This window comes from Ferroacidibacillus organovorans (genome assembly GCF_001516615.1).
Lineage (GTDB): Bacteria > Bacillota > Bacilli > Alicyclobacillales > SLC66 > Ferroacidibacillus > Ferroacidibacillus ferrooxidans_B.
Genome location: NZ_LPVJ01000011.1, coordinates 67443 through 88237, shown reverse-complemented (window position 1 = coordinate 88237; position 20795 = coordinate 67443). Strand labels below are relative to the sequence as shown.

The 20795-nt window shown below is 54.2% G+C and carries 21 protein-coding genes and 1 pseudogene; 2 read left to right on the top strand and 20 right to left on the bottom strand.

All coding sequences use genetic code 11. The features are described from left to right. Positions 1 to 60: 60 nt before the first annotated feature. From spoVG to ATW55_RS05010, 15 genes and pseudogenes are all read right to left on the bottom strand, one after another. Positions 61 to 345 carry a septation regulator SpoVG gene (gene spoVG, locus ATW55_RS05080; protein ID WP_067713407.1) on the bottom strand — a complete coding sequence of 95 codons (285 nt, stop codon included), beginning with the start codon at positions 343 to 345 and terminating at the stop codon, positions 61 to 63. A 162-nt stretch (positions 346 to 507) separates the two neighbouring features. Next, positions 508 to 891, bottom strand: a complete 384-nt coding sequence (locus tag ATW55_RS05075) for a RidA family protein (protein WP_067713536.1) — start codon at positions 889 to 891, stop codon at positions 508 to 510. Position 892: 1 nt separating this feature from the next. Then, a complete protein-coding gene (purR, locus tag ATW55_RS05070) occupies positions 893 to 1726 on the bottom strand; it encodes a pur operon repressor (protein WP_067713402.1) in 834 nt (277 codons plus the stop codon). A gap of 104 nt (positions 1727 to 1830) precedes the next feature. After that, the gene (gene ispE / locus ATW55_RS05065) at positions 1831 to 2679 is read right to left on the bottom strand and encodes a 4-(cytidine 5'-diphospho)-2-C-methyl-D-erythritol kinase (RefSeq protein WP_067713531.1); all 849 of its coding nucleotides are present in this window, start codon (positions 2677 to 2679) and stop codon (positions 1831 to 1833) included. Positions 2680 to 2739: 60 nt separating this feature from the next. Continuing rightward, on the bottom strand, positions 2740 to 5385 hold the full coding sequence (cphA, locus tag ATW55_RS05060; RefSeq protein ID WP_067713397.1) for a cyanophycin synthetase: 2646 nt from the start codon (positions 5383 to 5385) through the stop codon (positions 2740 to 2742). After that, positions 5382 to 6206: a cyanophycinase gene (locus tag ATW55_RS05055; RefSeq protein WP_067713393.1), complete on the bottom strand. Its 825-nt coding sequence runs from the start codon at positions 6204 to 6206 to the stop codon at positions 5382 to 5384. The genes cphA and ATW55_RS05055 overlap by 4 nt, the downstream gene beginning before the upstream one ends. Positions 6207 to 6405: 199 nt before the next feature. After that, positions 6406 to 6587: pseudogene (locus ATW55_RS05050) on the bottom strand (small, acid-soluble spore protein, alpha/beta type). Positions 6588 to 6706: 119 nt separating this feature from the next. Next, positions 6707 to 6985 carry a biofilm formation stimulator Veg gene (gene veg / locus ATW55_RS05045; RefSeq protein WP_067713389.1) on the bottom strand — a complete coding sequence of 93 codons (279 nt, stop codon included), beginning with the start codon at positions 6983 to 6985 and terminating at the stop codon, positions 6707 to 6709. A 111-nt stretch (positions 6986 to 7096) separates the two neighbouring features. Beyond that, positions 7097 to 7963, bottom strand: a complete 867-nt coding sequence (yabG, locus tag ATW55_RS05040) for a sporulation peptidase YabG (protein WP_067713386.1) — start codon at positions 7961 to 7963, stop codon at positions 7097 to 7099. Positions 7964 to 8087: 124 nt separating this feature from the next. Next, complete coding sequence (locus tag ATW55_RS05035; protein WP_201024930.1) at positions 8088 to 8558, bottom strand: ribonuclease H-like YkuK family protein; 471 nt, start codon at positions 8556 to 8558, stop codon at positions 8088 to 8090. Further along, positions 8527 to 9459 carry a 16S rRNA (adenine(1518)-N(6)/adenine(1519)-N(6))-dimethyltransferase RsmA gene (gene rsmA / locus ATW55_RS05030; protein ID WP_082685558.1) on the bottom strand — a complete coding sequence of 311 codons (933 nt, stop codon included), beginning with the start codon at positions 9457 to 9459 and terminating at the stop codon, positions 8527 to 8529. Before rsmA ends, ATW55_RS05035 begins: the two co-directional genes overlap by 32 nt. Then, entirely contained in the window at positions 9459 to 10028 is a 570-nt protein-coding gene (gene rnmV, locus ATW55_RS05025; protein ID WP_067713379.1) for a ribonuclease M5, read from the bottom strand. The genes rsmA and rnmV overlap by 1 nt, the downstream gene beginning before the upstream one ends. 1 nt (position 10029) lies before the next feature. Then, positions 10030 to 10803, bottom strand: a complete 774-nt coding sequence (locus tag ATW55_RS05020; protein WP_067713376.1) for a TatD family hydrolase — start codon at positions 10801 to 10803, stop codon at positions 10030 to 10032. A gap of 10 nt (positions 10804 to 10813) precedes the next feature. Then, a complete protein-coding gene (gene metG / locus ATW55_RS05015; RefSeq protein ID WP_067713374.1) occupies positions 10814 to 12853 on the bottom strand; it encodes a methionine--tRNA ligase in 2040 nt (679 codons plus the stop codon). 192 nt (positions 12854 to 13045) lie between these two features. Next, positions 13046 to 13456, bottom strand: coding sequence for a sigma-70 family RNA polymerase sigma factor (locus ATW55_RS05010; RefSeq protein ID WP_067713371.1), 411 nt, complete (start codon positions 13454 to 13456; stop codon positions 13046 to 13048). A 194-nt stretch (positions 13457 to 13650) separates the two neighbouring features. On the opposite strand from ATW55_RS05010, the gene ATW55_RS05005 reads away from it, so the two are divergent. Then, a complete protein-coding gene (locus ATW55_RS05005; protein ID WP_067713367.1) occupies positions 13651 to 15165 on the top strand; it encodes a recombinase family protein in 1515 nt (504 codons plus the stop codon). 34 nt (positions 15166 to 15199) lie between these two features. Here ATW55_RS05005 and ATW55_RS05000 read toward each other — a convergent pair whose 3' ends face one another. From ATW55_RS05000 to ATW55_RS04980, 5 genes are all read right to left on the bottom strand, one after another. Then, on the bottom strand, positions 15200 to 16036 hold the full coding sequence (locus tag ATW55_RS05000) for a carbohydrate ABC transporter permease (RefSeq protein ID WP_235587004.1): 837 nt from the start codon (positions 16034 to 16036) through the stop codon (positions 15200 to 15202). Further along, positions 16033 to 16935: a carbohydrate ABC transporter permease gene (locus ATW55_RS04995; protein ID WP_235587003.1), complete on the bottom strand. Its 903-nt coding sequence runs from the start codon at positions 16933 to 16935 to the stop codon at positions 16033 to 16035. Before ATW55_RS04995 ends, ATW55_RS05000 begins: the two co-directional genes overlap by 4 nt. A 183-nt stretch (positions 16936 to 17118) precedes the next feature. Continuing rightward, entirely contained in the window at positions 17119 to 18417 is a 1299-nt protein-coding gene (locus ATW55_RS04990; RefSeq protein WP_067713364.1) for an ABC transporter substrate-binding protein, read from the bottom strand. Between the two features lie 53 nt (positions 18418 to 18470). After that, complete coding sequence (locus ATW55_RS04985; protein ID WP_067713360.1) at positions 18471 to 19484, bottom strand: LacI family DNA-binding transcriptional regulator; 1014 nt, start codon at positions 19482 to 19484, stop codon at positions 18471 to 18473. A 160-nt stretch (positions 19485 to 19644) separates the two neighbouring features. Beyond that, a complete protein-coding gene (locus ATW55_RS04980) occupies positions 19645 to 20070 on the bottom strand; it encodes a sigma-70 family RNA polymerase sigma factor (RefSeq protein WP_067713357.1) in 426 nt (141 codons plus the stop codon). 353 nt (positions 20071 to 20423) lie between these two features. Here ATW55_RS04980 and ATW55_RS04975 point away from each other — a divergent pair, with 353 nt between their 5' ends. Continuing rightward, a complete protein-coding gene (locus tag ATW55_RS04975; RefSeq protein WP_067713354.1) occupies positions 20424 to 20669 on the top strand; it encodes an AbrB/MazE/SpoVT family DNA-binding domain-containing protein in 246 nt (81 codons plus the stop codon). Positions 20670 to 20795: the final 126 nt, after the last annotated feature.

Sequence of the window (20795 nt, the reverse complement as noted above, 5' to 3'; positions counted from 1 at the left end):
CACAAAAAAGTCGACCATCGACCGCGTCGATCATCGACTCCCATTCTCTATTCGTATCGCTTATTCACCGACGACGACCGAGTCGAGTCGATCATCGGCGCGGTAATACTCTTCCAGAACAGCGTCCTGTATCTGCTGCCTGGTGTGCGTTGTGATCGGGTGCGCGATATCACGAAACTCGCCATCCGGCGTTCGCTTGCTCGGCATCGCGACAAACATTCCAGCATTACCGTCAATCACGCGAATATCGTGAACAACAAACTCACCATCAATGGTGATTGAAGCGATCGCCCTCATGCGCCCCTCTGTCGTTACGCGTCGCAACCGAACATCGGTTATGTTCATGGGTTCACCTTCCACCGTCGAACAGAATCATCTCCATCACAATCAGTTCGACATTTGGAAGGTGGTTCCTGCAAGATTTTGGCGAAAACCGCATAATTTTTTGACAAAAGGGGGTTCCTTCGTAGTGTTTTATCTTCCAAACAGGTGACAGATTGCCTTTTGTCACTCTCTTTCGTCAACAGCCGCAATCACTTCAATTTCAACGCGCACATCGCGCGGGAGTCGCGCCACTTGAACGGTTGAGCGCGCAGGTCGATGCGAACCAAACGCCTGACCATACACCTCGTTCACCACAGTAAAGTCGTTCATATCCGCAAGAAAGACAGTGCATTTTACAACGTGCGAAAGCGAAGCCCCGGCTGCGCGAAGAACCGCGCGAATGTTTTGCAGAACCTGCTCCGTTTGCGCCCGCACATCACCTTCGACCAACACACCTTCTGCCGTAAGCGGAATCTGTCCGGATAAAAACACCAGATTGCCAACGCGCACACCTTGCGAATAAGGACCAATCGCGGCAGGAGCGTTTTCTGTGCTGATAAACTTCATTTCATCCATGTTGCTCTTCCTCCACTCGTGAAAAATAGTTGCCCCGGCTCATGTGAATCGCGCCATCCGCCGCATCCACCGAGTCAAGAACCAAAAGCGATGTATATGTTCCGACGCGCTTATCCTGCGGTTCAGACGTAGAAAGAAGCACGCCGATCCCGACCACATCCGCCGAGAATTCTTCCATGAGCGACGTCATGCCGCGAATGGTGCCACCCGCTTTCATAAAGTCATCGACGATGACCACGCGCGCACCCTGCTTGATCGAGCGCCGCGCGAGTGACATGGTATGTAGGCGTCGATCCGAGCCGGACTCATAGTTTGTACTCACAGAAGGACCTTCCAGCCACGTGTGATCGCGCCGCGCCACAACGTAGGGCACGTGCAAATCCTGGGCTGTCATCACAGCGAGTGGAATGCCGTTCGTCTCCACTGTCAACACCACATCCGGCCGCTTATCACGGAACATCTCCCCGAACATGCGCCCCGCCGTTCGCACGACCACCGGATCGGCCATCACATCCGCGATGTATAGATACCCTCCGGGCAGCATCCGCGCGCCCTGATGAAACCGTTCCATGAGCGACACGACAAAACGTTCAGCGGTTGTCAGCGGGATACTCGGCTCAAAGACTACACCGCCTGCGGCGCCCAGTTGTGTGCGCAACAGCCCTTCTCTGTCATGCTCCATAACCGTCCGAATGATCGCCAGATCCTCACTCAGTGACGACTTTGCCACACTGTAGTGATCCGCGAGATCCGTAAGCGACAGCGGCTGCCCAGGATGATTCATCAGTTCGCGGGTGAGGCGCACGATGCGTTCACTTCGACGCAACTGTCCTCTCCCCCTTCTCTCATTCAACCGCTCAAAAAGACTATCGCGACTATACCACTGCGCGTACGCGTCAACAAGAGGTTAGTGCAAGGATCCAGTCAGATCTAACACGTACGGCAGAGATAGACTTCTTTTATCCATGTTTTAAACTCCATCGCAATGCGTTTCGCCTTTTGCTCGCGCGTCGTCAAGCCAAAAACCGTCGGACCACTGCCTGACATTTGCGCAAACACCGCACCCATGCGCAACAGTTGTTCCTTAATTCGCGCCACTTCGGGGTGAATCTCTGTCGTGATCGGCTCAAGCACATTTCCGGCAGCCAACACGACGCGATCGAGATCGCGCGTGCTGAGCGCTTCGGTCATTTTGCGGGCAGACGGGTGCTCTACAATTCGATCAAGGCGAAGTGCACCATAGATATCCGCCGTCGATACCGAAATCGCCGGTTTGACAAGCACTACAAAATAGCAGGGAGCTGACGGCAACCGTTCTATCTTTTCCCCCCGCCCGCGCGCAATTGCAGTGCCACCATAGATGCAAAACGGGACATCCGACCCGATACGCGCGCCAATCTCGGCAAGCTCATCATGTGACAGTCGCGTATTCCAGAGCCGGTTGAGCCCGCGCAGGGCTGCTGCCGCATCCGCCGATCCACCCGCCAACCCCGCCGCGACGGGAATTCGCTTATCAATGTCAATCAGGGCGCCCTTGCGGACGCCCGTGGCTTCGCGCAGCAAAAGCGCCGCTTTGTAGGCAAGATTGCGTTCATCCGTCGGCACAAACGCCGCATTTGTCGTAACTGCAATCTGCTCGTCGTCTCGCTCTGTCATCGTCAGATAATCGCATAAATCTACAGTCTGCATGACCATTTCAACTTCGTGGAACCCATCGGTGCGCTTCGCGATGACATCGAGCGTGAGATTGATTTTTGCACGCGCGCTCTCATAGATCAACGCATACACCCCCAATCTCACTATAGCATGAAATTGGCAAAGTCCCCTAGGCCGCGCGAGTTACATTGCAGAGATCGACGGCTGTGCTGCCAATTTCAGTTCGCTGACTTCAATGGCCCCCTGCTCAATCAGGGCATTTCGCACAGGCTCCAACTTCTCGTGAAACATGATCAGCAGCGGTTCATCTGGCTGTGTTCGAATCATCTCGCGCAGCGCCTTCACTTCGTCAAGCTCAATCGTGACATTCTCCGCGCGACCCGTGCGCGCAAGCGCCGCTGCGATCAGGTTCGCGAGTTCCCCTTCGCGCCGTCCTCTTTTGTCACTGTCTTCCTTCACAAAAATCGGTGAGAAATAATCAGCCGCCGCCTGCGCTGCAGCTTCAAGAATGCGGTTGTCGCGATCTCCGGGAAACCCGATCACACACGGCACGCGCCGTCCAGAAAGGCGCATGGCCATCTCGCCGATCGCGCGAACGCCTTCGGTGTTGTGCCCATAGTCGCAAATCACGTATTGTCCATTTCTCAGGCGAAACACATTGCTTCTGCCAGGGTTGTGGCGATCCGAGCGAAACGTGTGCAACGCATCTGCACACACCCGCCGCGTCATTCCAAGATGGCGAGCGGCTGCAATCGCGCACAGACAATTGATGATGTGAAACGCGGCGGCTCCCCCGATGGTAATGGAGATGTCCTCAATCCGTGCGACATTCCACTCAAGTGAGCCAGCCGCCTCGACGAGCCATCCCTCGCGCACAAAAAAAGCCATGCCGCCGCGCGCAAGGTGCCGCACGATGACCGGGTTATCCGCATGGCGGCTGACAAAAGCGACAGGGTGGCGCAGCCTCTCTGAAAGATCCACAAGCGCTGGCACGTCGGCGTTTAGCACCGCAAGCCCCGTTGTCGTGAGACACTCGACGATTAGCGATTTGATTTTGAGAATATCCTCCACCGACGTGATGCCGTCTTGCCCAATGTGATCATCAGCAAGCGAAGTGATGATCCCGACATCCGCCATGTCATACCCGAGTCCCGCCCGCTGGATTCCTCCGCGCGCGGTCTCAAGCACAGCCGCTTCGACGCGCGCGTCTGACAAGACAACCCGAGCACTCTGCGGACCCGTTGTGTCCCCGGCAAGAACACACTCTTCGTCAATATACACGCCTTCGGTGCTCGTCATCCCGACGGTCAATCCCGATTCACGTAGAATATGGCGAATCAGACGTGTCGTCGTGGTTTTGCCGTTTGTGCCTGTCACACTCACGATGGGGATACGGCTCGGCATGCCGCGCGGGTACATCTGATCGACAATCGCCGCCGCGACATCACGCGACTCACCCACGCTCGGGTGATGATGCATGCGAATCCCAGGCGCTGCGTTCACCTCGATCACCGCGTAGCTTTGCGATTCGCCTTTTTGCGCAATGTCCTCGGCGATCAGATCGACACCGCACACGTCAAGAGCAACCGCGCGCGCCGCCCGCAAAGCCAGCCGCTCAAAGAAGGGGTCGACATCGCGGCTCACGTCGATCGCGATGCCACCCGTGCTCAGATTGGCACTGTCACGAAGCCATACGCGCTCTCCATAGCGGGGAATATCGCGCAGTGTTCGTTTTTCCCTCTCCAGATGGCGCATGACTGCCTGATCGACAACAATGCGCGTAAGTGGCTTCTCGTGATCCTCCCCGCGCTCGGGCTGTTGATTGACACGGTCAATCAGTTCTTGGATCGCATGCACGCCATCGCCCACAACGTGCGCCGGGACGCGCTCAGCCGCCGCGACAAGACGCTGGTCGACGACCAAGAGCCGATACTGTCTGCCGCGCACATACTCTTCTACGACCACCTCGCGCGAGATCGTCTGCGCAAAGGCAAACGCCGCCTCAACCTCGTGCGGCAGGCGGATGCCCACCGTGACACCGCGCCCCTGATTGCCGTGAAGCGGTTTAAGCGCAATCGGCACGTTATGGGTCTGCAAAAAATGCAGCGCCTCGGCAACCGAATCGGTCACCACACCAAGTGGTATGCGAATTCCGCACTCATCAAGGATTTGTTTGGTTAGCGCTTTGTCACTCGCGATGTCAACGCCAATCGCTGAGGTCAACTGCGTCATCGTCGCTTGCACGTAACGCCTGAACTTCCCATAGCCCAGTTGCAACAGGCTTCCCGCGCCAATACGGCGCACCGGAATCTGCCGCCGCGCGGCTGCCTGTGCAATCGCGGCAGTACTCGGACCAAGTTCACTGTGCGCAACGAGCTTGTGCAACTGACTCATCTGTCCCTCAAGCGGATACGCGTACTGTTTTGCGCAAGCCTCGACGTACTCCATCGCGACCTGCAACACACGGCGCACGACCGTCTCATTCTTGCACTCGATGATGATGTCATAGATTCCTGGGAACAAAGCGTTTCGCGTCTTTCCAAAATTGGAGGTGTATCCGAGTCGCGTGAGCATCTCAATCGCGACATGCTCGATGATATGTCCAAAATAGGTCCCACCATAGAGCCGTTCGACAAATCCGCCAGGTCTCCCCGTCGCGCAGTAATGATCATAAAGCCCTGGCAGCGCGGTCAAGAGACGTTCGACAAACCCGTGGTACTCATAACTCTCGCGCTCCGTGAATTCCTCAAGATCGACACGCACGACCAGAACGGGTCGATGGAGATACAGATTTGGACCGTCAAGATGACGATAATGGATGACCTTCACACGTTTCCACTCCTCGAATCTTGTCCCGTCAAAAGCGCGCGTTCGCGCAGTGAAAACCGGTAACCTGCAGGCAGCACATGCAACTGCACACCGCCAAGCGCCAACGCATCGTTGTGCCGCAATTCTTGCAGATTGGAATAAAGAAGCGCCCCTGCGTCGACAACGGATACCGCTCCGCGCCCGATCACCTCAAAGGTCGTTCCTCTGACAATGATCGCCGTATCCTCATCAATTCCGAGTCCCAGGTGATGCGGATACTGGGCAACCGCCGAGAGCAATCTGCCAAGGCGCCCGCGCTGCGCAAAATGTTGGTCAATGACAACGCCATCCAGAAACTCCATGCCCGGCGCCATATTGACAATACCCATGCGCGGATTGGTTTCAGCGACCCCCTCCACGATCATGGTGCTGCTCATCATAGAAGCTCCAGCACTTGTCCCTGCAAGCACTAGTCCTTGTTCAAGACCCGTCTGAAGCGCCGCATCCATGCTCGTGCCACCTAAAAGAGTGGTGATCCGCAATTGGTCACCACCTGTAAAAAAAACGCCCGTCGCCTCTTCAATGGCTTTGCACGCACTCGCTCGATTCGCATCCTCGCGCGAAGAAACATCAAACGTACGCACATCCGCGACGCCAATTTGTTCAAACACGTCAACATACTCCGCGCCAACTTCGATGGGGAGTTTCGTCGCGACGGTCATCACGACAATTTTGCTGTGCGTCCCTCCTGACAGCCTTACAAACTCGCGAAGAATCGTCATCTCATTCTTCTTGTCCTCGGCACCGCCGACAATCACAAGCGGACCTTTTTGTTTCGTCATGGTAATCCTCCTGGTCACGACACGGACCCGCGTACGATTTGCGATGACCGAAAATGCAAAAACAGCATCTCAGACTTTTGAACTGGCACTTCTAGACTTTCCGATTCTTTTCATGTTATACAAACTCGTACTGTCTGAATGAAACAAAACAGGGTGGCCAACACCACCCTGCAGGAGCACACTCTCAAAACAAGTCTGACTAGGTCCGCTCGCGCGCCGTGAGCGACGCCTCGGCAATCTCAATGGCCCGTTTTACCATGTTTCCTGCGTCGCGCGTCGTAATCCCACCCCATCCCTCACGCTGGAGCGTGGGGTAAAACCAAGATCCTTGGCGAGCTCATACTTGAACTGCTCTGACATCACGCCTCGTCTTCGTCCCATGGTCGTACCCCCTTTGAGAATTGCGTCCTGTTGATACTTGTTCCCCATTTCGCGCAAAAACAAACGGACCGCATTTTTTGCGGTCCGTTTGTTTTTGCAATCGAAAAGGGAGCCTTTACTCACTCCGCGTCAGCGCCGACTTTGACATGCAAGTCATCCTTGCACACCATGAGTTCAACCGTTTCTGTGAGAATATCTGCATAGCTATACGACACACGTTTAAAAGAATTTTCCGCTTCATCCAGACGGACGACAAAAACAGAGGGGTACGTTTCTTCGAGGACGCCCGTGCGCTCAACGGTCTTTCTGCGACCGCCATTTGCACGCAAAAGGATTTTTTCACCAACGAGGCCTTCCAAGTTACGCTTGATGTCATTTAAGGCATTTTTAGCAGCCACAAACTCCACCTCTTTTCAGTACTGTCAGTGTATCACAGTACAAAGAGGAAGTCAAATTAGGTCGAATATTATAGCAAGCTATCTTTTTGTTTGTCAACACGCCGCAATCACTCAATAACGCGATCGCGGCAATCCCATGCGATACTTCCCTCTCGATTCAAGCCCCCCCAACCCTTCTGTCCCCGTGATGGTCGACTGTACAATCGCATAAATATCGATCGTTTCGCCAATTGGCGTAAAAGCCACCTTCTCCGCGACAAAGACAGGATCCAGCGCATGAATCATGATGCGATCAGGAGAGCTCGCAAAGTTCGCCCCTGCGTCAAGCAACGCCTCGTAGTGAGACTGACAGGCCCCTGCGAAAATCACCAACTCATCAAGACTGCGCTCATACTTTCGCGCGGCGCGCACTGCCCGCACAAAGTGCTCTGAGTTGCGATAATTCCTCACGTGCATCATCTCTGACTCACTGCGCTGCTTACGCATGACACTGTCGTGTCCCGTGATGACAAGAATATCTGGCGCGTACTGTTCAAGGAGACTTGGAATGCGCTCTGCAATGCTTGATTCATCAAGATTCTTCCCGACCGCACGGACACCGAGGCGACGATAGGTCTGAATGCATTTCTCTAGATACGTTCCGTCCCCATCAAGGTGTAGCACACGGCCGGGGCGCTCAAAAAAATCATACGGGTGCCGGCTTCGCTCCGAGCGGTAAATGTTTTTATCGCGATCCGCCTGACGTCTCAATTGCACTAGCCGGATGGTATCCTGTTCAATTTTCGCCTGAGCGCGTCGATAATCCACAAAATCATCTTCGGTAATCTTCATCAGATCCGAAAATGGGGCGTCCGCAACCAAGCGCACATCCAAGCCCTTGAGTTCCACCATTCCTGCCTCAAGATCAATTCGTGTAATGACAAAACAGACATCCCTGCCATACGACGGCCGAACCACCAAATCCCCGACTTTCCACACTGTGCGCGCCCCCCGCGTTTGTGCGGCGTACCACGCCAGAAGGTGTGGTCATTTGCAACAAACGCATAGGCATCTTATGTCTATGACTGCGCCCACGTGCAGATCGCCTTGTTCGCATCGACGCTTACGACTTGGTGAACCGATCCGCCACTTTTGAGGCACCGAATGAATTGGGTTTGATTTTGGCCTCATACCCGCTTTGCGTTACCCACCCAACCAAATCCTTGATCAGCGCTTTCGTTTCGCCGTCTTCCCCGACGTCCAGGTGGATTTCAATCGGCATGCTCGTCCCAAGCGCGCCTAGCTGCTCTTCAAGTTCCTGTACAACCTCTAACGCCATGGCCGCCTCGGAAAAAATACGTTGCCGAAAGGCCAACGGCTTCTTATAACGTTGTTTGCAAAAATAAAAACGCGCGCCCCGTCCGACCCTGTGAATGACAATCGCCGTCACAAACAGAGTGTCGCGGTGCACGCCGTGCGGCTGCGAGTCCGAACCGACGATCAGCCGATACGTTGCGGTTCGATCTTCTTCCAAAAAGTCGTGTAAATCGCGGGCAACGTTTTCAATCGACATCGCGCCCTTTGAAAGACTCATGAATTTCACTCTTGTCACCACCCGCGTGAACTGAACGTGCAGAACATGCGACAGCCAATCGAGCAAACTCTTCAAGCGTTAACGTTTCGCCACGCCGAACAGGGTCAATCATTGCATCTTCCAAACAACTGCGAACAAATGCCTTATCCCCAAAATGGGTGGCCAAAGCATTTGCAAGCGTCTTGCGCCTGACCGCAAACGCGGCGCGCACCACGCGAAAAAACATGGGACGAAGCGCCTCTGATACGACATGCTCTTTCTTGCGATCAAGCACGATCACAGCCGACTCCACCGTCGGGGGTGGGAAAAACGCTTCGGGCGGCACGACACAAACCAGCGCGCCTCGGCAATAGTATTGCACAGCGACCGATAAAGCGCCATAGTCCTTTCCTCCGGGCGTCGCAACCATGCGCTCTGCCACTTCGCGCTGCACCATGAACACCGCGCGATCATAGGGCAACTCCGATTCAAGAATGCGCATGAGAATCGGCGTCGTCACGTAGTACGGCAAATTGGCTACGATACGCAGCGCATGCCCATCCACAAAAGGCAATTGCGCAAAGTCAATCTCCAGCGCGTCCGCCTGAAGTATCGTAACGTGCGAGTGCCCGGCGAGCGTTTCTGCCAAAACGGGGATCAATTGCGCATCCTTTTCGATACTCACGACGTGAGAAAATCCGCTTTCAGCGAGAGCCTCCGTGAGCGTGCCGAGTCCCGGCCCGATTTCAAGCGCAGCAAGCGGACGATCATCCCCCGTCAAGCGCTCCCCCGCCGCATCGACAATCAAGTCAAGCACCACACCATCCGTGAGGAAGTTCTGCCCATACCCCTTTTTCACAAAAAACTGGTGTTCCTGGATAAGTTTCCTCACTGCACGCAGATCATGCAAGGGATGTTTCATCACATAAACTCCTCTTTTGCAACATCTGCTTCCGCCATGCTTGCGCGTGCGCGATCCCACTCCTCACGCGTAACGCCAAGCGCCTGACAGCGCTTGAAAAACGTCTTCGCATTGGCATACCCAATCCGCAGTGCCACGCCCATTTGTTCACGCCGCGCGGCAGAATCCCGCTGGCCGACAAGACCTGCGCGAACGAGGTCATCCCATTTTATTTCCGGTTCGCTGTGCAGAAGCGGTGTGCGCACGCCCGCAAGCGCAGACTGGATGGCTTCACGCGTCGCATTCTCCACCCCGACGTCATCCTTTTTCAACGCATCTTTTCGCGGGAGATACGCATGCTTGGCGTTTGGAAAACGCGCCGACAATGTTCGGCGAATACGCTCGCCCTCATGGTCTGGGTCGGTGAGAATGATGATACCGCGCGTTTTCTCTACGCGCGCGAGATCGTCAAACACCTGGCGTTTGATATGCGCCCCACCTGTCACGATCACGTCCGCCGCGACCGCCTTTTGAACACGATCGCAATCGTGAAGTCCTTCAACGACAATCACTTCACGAATCTTGTCCATCTCAGCGCACTCCCAGGCCAAACAGCGCATGCGCATTTGCCGTTGTCTGTGCTGCGAATTCATCGAACGTCACACCGCGCAGTGCCGCGATATGCTCTGCGATCAAGCGCACGTACGCCGGCTTGTTCGTCTTACCGCGATGCGGCATCGGCGCAAGCCACGGAGCGTCCGTTTCGACCAGCAAGCGATCCGCCGGGACGGCGCCCGCGACTTCCACCGGCTTTTTCGCATTTTTAAACGTGACCGGACCGCCGAGTCCGATATAAAAGTTCAGACTGACCGCATCGCGCATCATCTCGACGCTCCCTGAGAAACAGTGAAGCACACCGCCAATTTCCCCTGCATCCGTCGCGCGCAAGGTTTCCAACACGTCCTGATGCGCCTCCCGATCGTGGATGATGATCGGTTTTCGCATCCGTTTCGCAAGTGCGATCTGCCGCGCAAACACCGCCTGCTGCACGTCGCTTGGAACATGATCATAGTGATAGTCAAGACCTATCTCCCCGACGGCGACCACTTTCTCATGACGACACCACGCCGCGAGATCGTCAAAGTCGCGATCTGTCACATTCTCCGCGTCCTGCGGGTGAAATCCAACTGCCGCGTACACATCGACAAAACGTTCCGCGAGTGCTATGGCGCGCAGCGACGAGTCGCGATCATACCCTGGCACAAGCACCTTGCGCACACCGTGTGCCTGCGCCTCCTCAAGCAGCGAATCGGCCATTGGATAAAGGTCGAGATCATTTAAGTGACAGTGCGAATCAATCAACATCTGCACATCCTCATTTCACGACCGCGCCAAGCGGGATGTCTCCGGCAACTGTCGCCAAGACCAGTTGATCACCGTGAGACGCGGCGAGAATCATGCCGTGTGACTCCACACCGCGCAGTTTGACCGGCTTTAGGTTGGCGACAAGAATCACCTTTTGCCCGATCAAGTCACTCGGTTCGTAAAATTTCGCGATCCCGGATACGACCTGCCGCTTTTCTACACCGAGATCGAGCTCCAAGCGCAGCAATTTGTCTGCCTTTGGCACACGCTCCGCAAAGACGACGCCGGCGACGCGCAATTCCACTTTTGCGAAGTCGTCAATATCGATGAGTCGCGCAATGCCTTCCAGTTTATCCCCAGACGCTGCAGCGTCACTGTGAACATGCTCTTTTTGCACCGGTTCCTTGTTCGCCACAGAACGTGCCGGCACGCCTTTTGTTTGTTCCACAGACAGGCCACCTTCTGTCGATTTTCCCATGACCGCCTGAAGCGCCTCCATCTCTTCTGCAACATCAAGCCGCGGAAAGAGCGGTTCCCCTTTGGCGACCGCGATCCCCGACGGCAACACGCCATAGACTGCCGCGTCTTCCCAGACAATCTCCGAGTCACTTGGCAAACCAAGTTTCGCAAATACGGCGGCAGGCGTTTTTGGCATGAACGGCGCGACCAAAATGGCCACCGTCCGAATCATCTCACACGCAAAGTACATGACAGTACTCAGCCGCTCGGTCTCTTTTCGCTTGCTGAGCGCCCATGGCGCTGTTTCATCCACGTATTGATTGCCCCGGCGAATGATCATCCAGATCTGCGAAAGCGCCCCCGAATAGTCAAACGCGTCAAGTGCCGCCTCCGCCTGTCCTTTGCACGTCTTCATCAGCTCGCCAATTTCGAGTTCCAATTCCGTAAGCGTGCCAGGTGCAGGAATTTTTCCTTCACAAAACCGCTCAACCATGGAGAGCGTGCGATGCACGAGGTTTCCAAAGTCATTTGCCAGATCGTAGTTCATGCGTTCGACGATCGCTTCGAGCGTAAAGACGCCGTCTTGTCCAAACGAAAACTCGCGCAGCAAGAAGTAGCGGAGCGCATCTGAGCCATAGCGGTCAATCAGGGTGTTTGGATCAATCACGTTGCCTTTTGACTTCGACATCTTGCCATCCTTCATCAACAGCCAACCGTGCCCGACAATGCGCTTAGGCAGCGGCAGATCGAGCGCCATCAGCATGATCGGCCAGTAAATCGCGTGAAACCGCACGATCTCTTTGGCCATTACGTGCGCGTCCGCCGGCCAGTAGCGCGAGAACAATTCGTCGCGCTCCTCATCTTGAAACGGATATCCAAGCGCCGTGATGTAATTGGTCAACGCGTCGAGCCACACATAGATAACGCGCTCAGGGTCATTCGGGACAGGAATCCCCCACGGCATCGCCGTCCTTGAAATGCACAGGTCTTCAAGCCCTGGCAGTAAAAAGTTGCTCAGCATCTCCTGCTTGCGCGACTCGGGATAGATAAAATCTGGGTGCTCCTCATAGTAGGCAATTAATCGATCCGCGTATCGATTCATCCGAAAAAAATAGCTCATCTCCCGAAATCTTTCCACAGGACCTGCGCAATCCGGGCACTTCCCCTCGCTCAGTTGACGCTCCGTCCAATACGATTCACACGATGTGCAGTACCATCCTTCATATTCTCCGAGATAGATGTCCCCCTTTTCCAGGAGCATTGAAAAGATGCGCTGCACGCGTATTTTGTGGCGCTCATCTGTCGTGCGCAAAAAATCATCATACGAGATGTCAAGGCGCTGCCACAGCGCCTTGATTCCGGCGACGATTCCGTCAATGAACGCTTGTGGCGCCTGTCCCGCCGCTTCGGCGCGCCGCAAAAGCTTCTGCCCGTGCTCATCCGTTCCCGTCAAAAAACGGACGTCGAAACCCCGCAAACGCTTGTATCTCGCCATGGTGTCAACGACCGTCGTCGAGTACGCGTGACCGACATGCAACTTGTCATTTGGATAATAAATCGGCGTCGTGATATAAAAAGTCGGTTTGCCCATGATGACTTGACTCTCCCTTTAGCGCGGTGATTTCGATCCATCATGCAAAAGTGCCCGTCCCCAAGTGCTTGGAGACGGGGCTTTCACATTCGTATCCCATGATTCATCCGCTAACCTTCAATGATCGTAGGGTATCAGTCATGCCAGAGACTGTCAAATGGGTGCGCCCCAGCACTTTGACGATACGCTAAGCTATCGCGACGGATTAGGATGCGACGAGCGCATGACACGCAAGTGACTGCGTGGTGCGGTTTTCGGACGAGGGTACAGGGCATGCTGCAGCTTTGTCAGCGCCCGCGCCTCGATTCGCGAAACATAGGAGCGTGAAATATTCAGATATTCTGCAATTTGATTCTGTGTCCACTCTTCACCATCAAGCAAGCCATAGCGCAGACAGATCACCTTTTGCTCTCGCGCATCAAGAACATGCAGATGACGGCGCAAGCGCTCCTGTTCAATGCGCTCCCCTACGTATCGCTCCAGTTCATCAGGGTCAGACCCGAGCACATCGCGCAGCGTCAGATCATTCCCCTCTTTATCTGTCCCGATCGATTCATCCATCGATACATCGCGACTGAACTTTTTTCGCGTGCGCAGATGCATCAGAATCTCAAGTTCACTTCCCGGGCATCGCGGAAAAAATCTCCACCAGGTCTAAGACAGCCCAGAATCGACGTACGTTTTACGGGTGATAGAAATGAAATTGCGACTGCAAGACGGCCCGCACGCCATCCGTGCACGAGAGAGCGCCTACCAGATCATCCTATCGTTTATGACAGAAAGGGAGCGGGCTTCCCATGATTGCGATCTACGCGCGCGTCTCGACCGAGGATCAAGCGAAAAATGGGTTCAGTCTGAACGATCAACTGAGAAGTTGCCGAACCCTCGCGGGTAGCGCGCCCGCACGCGAGTACGTCGATGAAGGTGTCTCTGGAGAAACCCTCGATCGACCGGCACTCACAGCGCTGCGCAAGGCGATTCTCAACGGCGAAATCGACGAGGTGATCTGTCTCGATCCAGACCGCCTCTCACGAAAATTGATGAACCAATTGCTGCTGTCTGACGAGTGGGAAAAACGCGTGACACTGCGCTTTGTAAACGGCGCCTATCAGAATACGCCAGAAGGACAACTCTTCTATCAAATGCGCGGCGCCATCAGCCAGTTTGAAAAGGCGAAGATCAACGAGCGGATGGCGCGCGGAAGGCGCGAAAAGGCAAAACAGGGCCGTGTGCTACGCGATTTTTCCATCTATGGATATCGCTATGATCGCGCGGCTTCGGCACTTGTGATCGAGGAGCGGGAGGCTGCCGTCGTCAGGCTCATTTTTTCCCTGTTCACATCACCCACACGCGAAGTGCAGGGCATCAACGGTATCGCGCGCTTTTTAAACGACCGCGGAATCCCGACAAAACGCGGCGCCCCGCAGTTTCATCGCCAAGTCGTGCGCCAGATTCTGATGAATCAAACGTATATTGGATTATTTTATCAAAATCGGTGGAATGCGGAGGGCAAACGCTCACACGCGAAGGATGAACCTTTTTCCGTACAGTCGCGACCGTTTGAAGAGTGGATCAAAATTGACGTCCCTCCCATCATATCGCGCGCGGTGTTTGAACTCGCCCAAGCAAAGCTGGCCGTGTCCAAGCGTCAGGCGGGCGCAAAGCTGCGCCGCCACACCTATCTTCTGAGTGGGCTCTTGCGCTGTGCGCAGTGTGGAAATACATTGACAGGACATCACGCGACACAGTGGGGAAAACGCGTGTATACGTACACCGACCGCAAACACACAGAAGGTGCAAAAACCCCTGGTTGCGGCCTGTCCCTGCGCTGTGACCGCATCGACGATGCCGTCTGGTGGGCGATCAAAGCATGGCTTGAACCTGCAAAGGTTATAGATACTTTGCGTGATCACCGCGCGCAAAAAGAAGAAGACGCGCGATCGCTCTTGCGCGAGTCACTTCGCGCAGAACTTATGCGGATCGACACCGCTTATACGCGAATGGTTCACTTTCTTGAGGATCCTGCCTGCGAGGACCGTGAATGGGTCACTCACGCCAAAAAGCTTGGCGCGCGCAAGCGCGCTCTGCAGGAACAGTTGGCGGCGCTTGAAAATGAGGAGATGGACTGCGCCGCGCCAAACGAGTGCACTGAAGGCGCAAAGGTCTTTGGCGACACGTTAAAGATAGAGCAGTTTCTGGCACTATCAAGGGATGCAGTGCCAGACGACGTGCGACAAGCAGTCATACGCGCGGTCATCCGGGAGATTCGCCTTGATCCCGTAAACCGCGCGCTCATGATCAACACTTGGTGAGAGATAGGAAATGCCACACGCAACTGCCTGTCCCTCACCCTTTGACGGCGCCCGCCGTGAGTCCTGCAACCACCCATTTTTGAAAGATCAACACGAGGATCACAATCGGGAGCACCGCCACAGTGGAGCCTGCAAAGATGGTGCCATACGGAATGGTGAACTGTCCGGAAAAGAGCGCGATCCCCACAGGAATCGTCCGAAATTGTTGGCTGCTGTTAAAGACGAGCGCAAACAGAAACTCAGTCCAGCACGCGACAAACGTGAAGACGCCACCCGTGAAAAGCCCCGGCGTTGCAACGGGGAGAATGACGCGAAACACCGTCGTCATGATGCCGGCGCCATCGACGCGCGCCGCCTCGTCAAGCTCTTTGGGAATTCCGGCAAAATACGTGCGCATCACCCAAATCGCAAACGGCAGGTTGAATGCGACATAGGGAACAATCAGCGATTGATAGCTATTGAGCCATCCGATCCGCTGCATGATGATAAAAAGCGGCGAAATCACGGCAACCTCCGGAAAGGTCGAGATTGCCAACAGGAAAACCATGAGCGGCGCTTTCCCGCGAATCGGCAACCGCGCGATCGAATAGCTCGCGAGAGATGCGACAATCAATACGACAATGGTTGCAACCACAGAGACGACAACGCTGTTTCTGAAGTAAACCCCAAACCCGTATTTTGAGAACGCGCGCGTATAGTGGCTGAACGTAAATGGATGCGGAAGAAAGCTCGGAGGGAAATTGCCGATGTCCAGATTCGTTTTGAAGGAGGTATCCACCATCCAAAAGAAGGGCGCGATAATGATCAAAAGCATGGTGACCAAAACGATGTAGCCAATCGACTTGCGCAAGCGCTGAATGTTTTTATTCAATCGATCTCACCAACCTGTGTACGCAGCGCTTTTAAAGAAAGCAGCGCGAGAAGAATGACGATGCCGACGGTGGATACCGCAACGGCAGTCCCTGTTCCAAAGTTGCCATCGTTGAAAATCGCCTTGTAGGCGAGCATCGCAATAGGTTCCGTGCTCGTTCCTGGGCCGCCGTTTGTCAATACGAACGGCAGATCGAACAATCCAAACGCTTGAAGAATGCGAAACAGCGCCGCAAGGCCAAGGCTTGGCCGAAGCAGCGGGAATGTGACGTGCCAAAAACTGCGCCACCCCGTCGCGCCGTCAATCTTTGCCGATTCGTAAAGATCGCTCGGAATCAACTGGAGTCCTGCCAGCAAGATCATGGTTACAAACGGCGTCGTTTTCCAAATGTCCGCAATCATGATGGAAATTGTGGCGGACGTTGGCGCGCCCAACCACAGCACCTGTGAATTGATGATATGAAGACTCATGAGCACCGCATTTAAGACACCGTAGATTCCATTGTAGATATAGCCCCACATTTGTGCAGAAATGACCGTAATGAGTGTCCACGGCACCAACATGACGGCAATCGCGACGCCCCTCCCGCGAATCGGTTGATTGAGTGCGAGGGCGACCAAAAGTCCGAGCACCATTTCAACGACGACTGTCACCGCCGCATACATGACTGTAAATAGTAGAGACTGCCAAAAGATCGGCGCGTGAAACACGGTGACATAGTTGCTAAAGCCCGCAAAGGAAAATTGGAACCCTGAATACGTCGAAGAAATGTTGTTAAGACTCATCCACACCGAATACCCGATGGGAAAGATCGTCACGAGTGCGATGATTAAAAGCGCAGGCGCCAACATGGCGTATCCTGCGAGTGCATACTTGCGTTCCAGCCGACTAACCCGCACACTAACGCCTCCTTACCTCATTAAACGCTCTGCGCGAAACACTTGAGGGGCAGAGCGAAACCCTCTGCCCCTCGCTTCATTTACTCTATTTGTGTGCGATTTTGTCGAGTGCACAAACACGGTCTTCCAGCACGCCGCCGGGTCAACCTTTCGACTCGTCTCGGACGCTCACAAGCGCCGATCTTAGAGCGACGAGGAGCTTTGTGCAGATGCCAACTGGCTATTCGCCTGTTTCAGCGCGTTCGCCGTGCTCATCTGGCCAGACAGCGCCGCGTTGATGTTCGTGTAAATCGCCTGCGACACTTTTGCGTACGAAGGTGACTGGCTTGGACGCGCGATCAGGTGCTGTTCTGCGACAATCGAGAGCACAGGGTTTAGTCTGCGCACCGCCGGATTGTGCTGAACCGCGTTGTTCGTCGGAATCTCCGAAGCCTTTGTCGCGAGAATCGTCTCACCCTGGACACTCGCCAGATATTTCACAAACAACAAGTCTTGTGCAAGATGCTTTGTGTGTGGGTTGATGTAGTTATCCCATCCACCGATTGTCGCGTAACCCGCCGTGCCGTGTCCTGCGAATGTCGGCAGTGGAGCCACACCGACTTTGCCGATAACGCTGGACTGACCTTTCGTTTGCGAGTTGGTGTACGCGTAATCCCAGTTGCGAAGGAACGCCGCCTGACCCGCGTTGAACAGGTTCATCGTGTTTGGCTCCGTAAAGGTCGTGACCGCTCTTGGCGAGACACCCGAGGTGATCAGGCCGCGCATGAAGTTGAGCGCGTGGAGTGCCGCAGGAGAATCCATCACTGGTTGGCCTTTGGCGTTGAACACGTGACCGCCCGCATCCGTCAGATACTCCATCCAGTCACAGGTCAACCCTTCATAAGAAGCGCCCTGCCAGACAAATCCGTACTTGACCGCTTTTTTGTTCAGGAGGAATTTCGCTTCTTGCTGAAGCTTTTCCCACGTTTTCGGGACAGGGAGGTGGTATTTCGCGAGCAGGTCTTTTCGGTAGTACAGGAAGCCGCTGTCTTGGAACCACGGCGAGCCGTACACGTTGCCCTTATAAGACGCGCCTGCGATCAGGCCCGGTGCAAATTGGTTGAAGAACGACTTCGGCAAATATTTGTTCAGAGGAAGCGCGAGGTGCATCGAGCCGAACTGGCCTGGCCAGATCACGTCGCCGAGATAGACATCCGGTGATGTCGCGCCGCCCGAAATCTGTGAGATGAGCTGCGCGCGCGTCGTGTCTGTGTTGTTCGGTTCTGCGACCACTTTGACGTGAATGTTTGGATACAGCTTTTCAAAGTGACTGATCACGTCAGCGCGCAGACCATTTCCAGAAATCGTTCCCGCGTACCAGACAATCGTAACCGGGGCGGCGGTGTGTTTGACGGCCGCAAACGATGATTGTACTGCGAGTCCTGAGAGCGACAATGCGCTCGCGGTCAAAACCGCAAAACCAGCCTTGATGGATTTTTTCATAAAAACAAAGTTCCCCCTTTTATGATTGATCTCTGCAGTGCGCACACCGCTGCCTACGATGAATCGTAGGCGTAAAAACGTGTCGACTCGCGCGTCACAATTCGATGCGGCAGATAGCGCGTTCCTTTTTGCTGTTCGGTGGAGTTCTTGCGAATCATATCAAGAAGCGTCACAACCGCTTCAGAACCAATCTCTTCGAACGGCTGAGCCACCGTCGTAAGCGTCGGCGTCACAAGGCTCGCCAGTCGTATGTTGTCAAACCCGACAACTGAGACATCCTCTGGCACACGCATTCCCCTGTCATACAGACAGCGCGCAGCGCCCACGGCCATCTCGTCGCTCACTGCGTATACGGCGGTGAGCGGTTCGTCTCCCTGTCGCAAAAGGAGCTGACTCATACCCTCGTAACCGTGTTCAAAGCGGAATGCACCATACGCAATCAACGATGGGTCAAGTGGAATGTCGTAGTGCCGCAATGCAGCTTGGTAGCCCTGTAACCGGTTACGCCCCGCCGTCGGATCTTCATCCGGTCCGGAAATGATCCCGATCCTTCGATGCCCTCTCGTAATCAGGTGCGCAACGGCGTCGAAGGACGCCTGAACATCATCCACCTTAAACGCAGGAATCGCTCCTGTCTCACTCTCGGTAAGCGCAAGAACCACCGGAATGCCCGCCCTGCTGATCAACGTTTCAAAATCACGAGACACGTAAGCGCTCACAAGGATAATCCCGTTACACCCTTTGCTTTTTAAAAGCGGAAAGCCCTCATACAGACGCTCTTGGCGCTGTAGCGCGTCGTGAAGAAAGATCTGCACGCCCGCAGTCTCAGCCGCCTCAGACATGCCTTTATAAATCTCACTAAAAAAGAAATCTCGAATTTGCGGGACAATCACACCAATCGCCTGAACCTCTTGCGTTCGCAACCGCCGGGCATTCTCATTTGGATAGAACCCGAGCGTGCGAACCACATCAAGAACCTTTTGTTTGGTTTCCTCGCGAACGCGTTCTGGCGAATTCAATACGCGAGACACGGTTGGAACAGAAACGCCCGCATGCTCAGCGACCATTCGTATCGTAATTTTCGCGACGATTCACCCCCGCTCACTCGTGATGAAAATTCATGAAATCCTTTTCATAAACGGAGCATACGTGAGTTTCATAATCTTTGTCAATGAGGTTTCTATACAGATATCGATAGATTTTCTTGTAATCAATTCGTAATATATATCAATCGCATCTGCGAAAAATCTGCGAAAATAGTTCATGCTCGATGCCTTCCATCGATTTCCGCACACATAATGGCATTGAATTTTCATTTTCAATGCATCGCGCTGCATACGTTGCGAATTTCGTGCCCGCATCCGGCCGAAAACTTTTGACTGCTTTGATCAATCCGATTGTCCCAAGCGAAATCATGTCATCCTCATCGACACCAGAATCGCGAAATTTCTTTGCGATAAATGCAACAAGACGCAAATTATGTTCCACCAGTTTATGGTATGCGTCCTCTTCGCCGCGCCCAATGCGCAGCAGACAGTCCCGCTCCTCCGCCTCTCCGAGTGGATGGGGGAACGCCTGGTTCTTCACATATGAGACAAGAGCGGTACAGGAATCAACACACGCGAAGCCAAGCCATGTTGCAATCAATGACAAGATCACGACCCCCTGCTTGATTCGACGCAATCAGGGCAATCTATGCATGATGCACGGCCTGCGTGCTGAATTTGGCGCCTTATTTATCCATTTCTGCGCAAAACGCGATCTTGCGCAGATTCGTCTCTGTATGGTAGAGTTTTACTAGTTAGTGAGCCTTTTGCAGAATGGTTGGCCAATGTGTCACACCACATTCTGCCAAAATGACGTTCTTATAGATAAAAATAATCCGCGTTTTATAGAAGATGACCGACTCTCTACAACGAATCCAAGCGGTTTGCGTGTGGAGCGGCAATTCTGTGAAACGCCGTTATGTTTTTGGGGTTAGACGATTCGGGGGAGGAGGATTTCACATGATGAAATCCACTGGTATCGTCAGAAAAGTTGATGAACTTGGCCGTGTGGTCATTCCGATCGAGTTGCGAAGAACGCTCGGAATCGCCGAAAAAGACGCATTAGAGATTTATGTTGACAGCGACCGCATCGTTTTAAAAAAGTACGAGCCGGCGTGCATTTTTTGTGGTCAGGCCGACAACATCGTGCATTTTCGCGGAAAAAATATCTGTCCCTCATGCATTGCCGAAATGCAAAAGGCATAACCGTGTCCTTTGTGTCTTATAAGCGCCGCGAGTGCAGCTTTCATGTATGACGCCTGCAAAGCGGCGCTCTTATAAAGGTTGTGCGACAAGACACAAGGGGATTCTTTCACCTTTAGTCGACGGCTC